3 protein-coding genes are annotated in these 2,621 nt (G+C 69.4%); all 3 read left to right on the forward strand.

What is annotated here, in order from left to right:
• The first annotated feature begins 217 nt into the window (after positions 1-217).
• Positions 218-910 (forward strand): sugar ABC transporter permease, encoded by a 693-nt coding sequence (locus AB1578_23290; GenBank protein MEW6490823.1) that lies wholly within the window; start codon positions 218-220, stop codon positions 908-910.
• Positions 907-1,734, forward strand: coding sequence for a carbohydrate ABC transporter permease (locus AB1578_23295; protein MEW6490824.1), 828 nt, complete (start codon positions 907-909; stop codon positions 1,732-1,734). Before AB1578_23290 ends, AB1578_23295 begins: the two co-directional genes overlap by 4 nt.
• 2 nt (positions 1,735-1,736) lie before the next feature.
• Positions 1,737-2,621, forward strand: an 885-nt coding sequence (locus tag AB1578_23300; protein ID MEW6490825.1) for an ATP-binding cassette domain-containing protein, incomplete at its 3' end; no start/stop codon positions are given.

Genomic DNA, 2,621 nt, shown 5'->3' on the forward strand with positions numbered 1-2,621 from the left:
CCTCCAGGACGGTGGGCGGTGGGATCGGGAGGTGCGCCTGGTGCAGCGCGAAAAGAGCGAGCTGCCGCCAGCCGGTTCTGGAACGGGAGGAAGTCGCCGCGGACCTTGAAGTCTCGTTCGGCTCCGGCTCCACCGGATCGTCCTGGGCCTGCCCCACCTGGGGGAGGCCTTCGTCGGGTTCCAGAACTACCGGGACCTGTCGGCCGACGGGGTCGCCTTGCGGTCGCTTCGCAATACCCTGGTCTTCGTCTTCGCTACCACCGCGCTGGAGCTCCTCCTGGGGCTGGGGATCGCCCTGGTGATCAACCGCCGCTTTCCGGGCCGGGGGGCGGTGCGGGCGGCGGTCCTGGTGCCCTGGGCGATTCCGACCGTGGTCTCCTCCCAGCTCTGGCGGTTCCTCTGCCACGACCAGTACGGCCTCGTGAACTTCGCCCTCTTCGGCACCCAGACGGCCCGCTACCACGCCTGGCTCGCCGAGCCGGCCCACGCCTTCGCCGCGATCGTGGCGGCGGATGTGTGGAAGACCTCTTCCTTTGCGGCCCTCCTGATCCTCGCCGGGCTCCAGACCATTCCCGACCACCTCTACGAGGCGGCCCGCATCGACGGCGCCGGGGCCTGGACCCGCTTTCGGCGCATCACCCTGCCCCTGATCCGGCCGGCCCTGCTCGTCGCCCTGCTCTTTCGGACCATGGACGCCTTCCGGGTCTTCGACCTGGTCTTCGTCATGACCCAGGGCGGGCCGGCCGACGCCACCAACGTCCTCCAGTTCTATGGGTACAAGAAGATGTTCGCCGAGGGACTCCTGGGGTACGGGTCGGCGGTCTCGGTGCTGGTCTTCCTGGCCACCCTGGGCGTCTCGGTGGCCTATCTCGCCGCGCTCGGCCGGCAGGGGGCGGGGGGGCGCGCGTGAGGCGCCCTCCGGGCCCGGCCGCCCTGTTCGGAGGGGTCACCGCCCTGGTGGTGGTGGCCAGCCTGGGACCCTTCCTGTGGTTCGTGGGCACCTCGCTCAAGACGCCCCTGGAGGTCACCGCCATTCCCCCGGTGCTGTGGCCGAGCGGGTCGCTGGCGTTCTACCGCTCCGCCGTGGAGCGCTACGATCTCCTGGGGTATGTGGCCAACAGCGCGACGGTGGCGGGCGCGACCACGGCGGTGACGGTCCTGCTCTCGGTCCTGGCCGGATACCCCTTGGCCCGGCTGCGGGTGCCCCGCAAGGAGTGGCTCCTGGGGAGCCTGCTGCTGGTCTCCATGTTCCCCCAGATCTCCATCGCCGGCCCCGTCTGGCGCATCCTCCACGGCCTGGGGTGGCTCAACACCTACCAGGGCGTGATCCTCCCGTACGTTACCCTTACCCTTCCCCTGGGGGTGTGGATTCTCGTGAGCTTCTTTCGGGAGCTCCCCCGGGACCTGGAGGATGCCGCCCGGGTGGACGGGTGGGGGCACCTGCAAACCCTCTTCCGTGTGGTCGTGCCCCTGGCCGCCCCAGGCGTCTTCACCGCCTCCATCCTGGTCTTCATCTACGCCTGGAACGAGTTCTTCTTCGCCCTCCTGATCCTCACGGACCAGAGGCTCCAGACCCTCCCCGTGGGGATCGCCCTCTTCCAGGGGGAGTACACCATCCCCTGGGGGGAGATCGCCGCCGCGTCCACCGTGGCGACCGTGCCCCTGGTGCTCCTCGTGCTCCTCTTCCAACGGCGCATCGTCCGGGGGCTCTCGGCGGGTGCGGTGAAGGAGTGACCGTGTCCGGAGTTCGCGTCCGCAACCTGCGAAAGTCCTTCGCCGCCGTAGGGGTGCTCGACGGGGTCACCTTCGACGTCCGGGAGGGGGAGTTCTGCATCCTCCTGGGTCCTTCCGGGTGCGGAAAGACCACGCTCCTGCGCATCCTGGCCGGCCTGGAGGGCCACGACGGGGGGGAGGTCTGGATCGGCGACCGGGAGGTGAGCCAGCTGACCCCGGCGGAGCGCGACGTGGCCATGGTGTTCCAGAGCTACGCCCTCTACCCCCACATGACCGTCTACGAGAACCTGGCCTTTCCCCTCAAGGCGAGGCGAACCTCGAAAGCGGAGATCCGGAAGAAGATCGAGGAGGCAGCACGCCTCCTGGAGCTCCAGGACCTCCTGGGGCGAAGGCCCCGGGAGCTCTCGGGAGGGCAGCGGCAGCGGGTCGCCATCGGCCGGGCCATCGTCCGGACCCCCGCGGTCTTTCTCTTCGACGAGCCCCTCTCGAACCTCGACGCCAAGCTGCGCAGCGCCATGCGGGTGGAGTTGGCCAAGCTCCACCGCAGGCTCGGCGCCACCATGGTCTACGTGACCCACGACCAGGTCGAAGCCATGACCCTGGGGCAGACGGTCGTCCTGCTCCACGAGGGAACGGTGCAGCAGGTGGGCACCCCCCGGGACCTCTACGAACGCCCCACAAATCTCTTCGTCGCCAGCTTCGTGGGCACACCTGCCATGAACGTGCTGGAGGGAGCCCTGCGCTCCGGTGCCGGGGGACTCGTCTTCGAGGCGCCGGGGGTGCGGCTCTCCCTGGGCGAGCGTAAGGACTTGGACGCGCATCTCGAGCAGTCGGTGCACCTGGGTATTCGGCCCGAAGCCCTCGCGCCGGTTTCTGGAGAAGGGGAG

Source organism: Thermodesulfobacteriota bacterium, assembly GCA_040756475.1.
Lineage (GTDB): Bacteria > Desulfobacterota > Deferrisomatia > Deferrisomatales > JACRMM01 > JBFLZB01.